The sequence below is a fragment of the Cohnella baijiui genome (assembly GCF_020731285.1).
Taxonomy (GTDB): Bacteria; Bacillota; Bacilli; order Paenibacillales; family Paenibacillaceae; genus Cohnella.
This window is the reverse complement of record NZ_JAJFOW010000187.1, coordinates 1-321: the sequence shown is the minus strand read 5'-3', so window position 1 is coordinate 321 and position 321 is coordinate 1. Positions and strand designations below refer to the sequence as shown.

The 321-nt window shown below is 49.5% G+C and carries 1 protein-coding gene; it reads right to left on the bottom strand.

All coding sequences use genetic code 11. The features are described 5' to 3' along the window. The coding region (locus LKX83_RS32255) for a DUF2935 domain-containing protein (protein ID WP_227887354.1) at positions 1–321 on the bottom strand (321 nt) is incomplete at both ends.

Sequence of the window (321 nt, the reverse complement as noted above, 5' to 3'; positions counted from 1 at the left end):
CAAGCAGTGCTTCTGCAATTCCGATAAAGTATTCAGATTCACGCCGAATATGGTTAAGCACAGTAATCGCAGTAGGATTGCTCTTTAGGGCCTGGCTCTCTTCCCCCAGTTGATTTAACAGTAGAACAAACTGCCGACTTTGCTCTAGCGCAAAGCGAACCAGTTGCAGGATCTCCTGATATAATTCCGGACTGACCTTATGCTCGAGTCGTACAACCTGCTCAATATACCGGACAAACGTCGCTTCTGTCTGCGATAATGCCTGTTCCCATGCGGCAAGCGCCTGCACAAAGGGTTCTTCAAGCGTAGGAACCAGCGCGC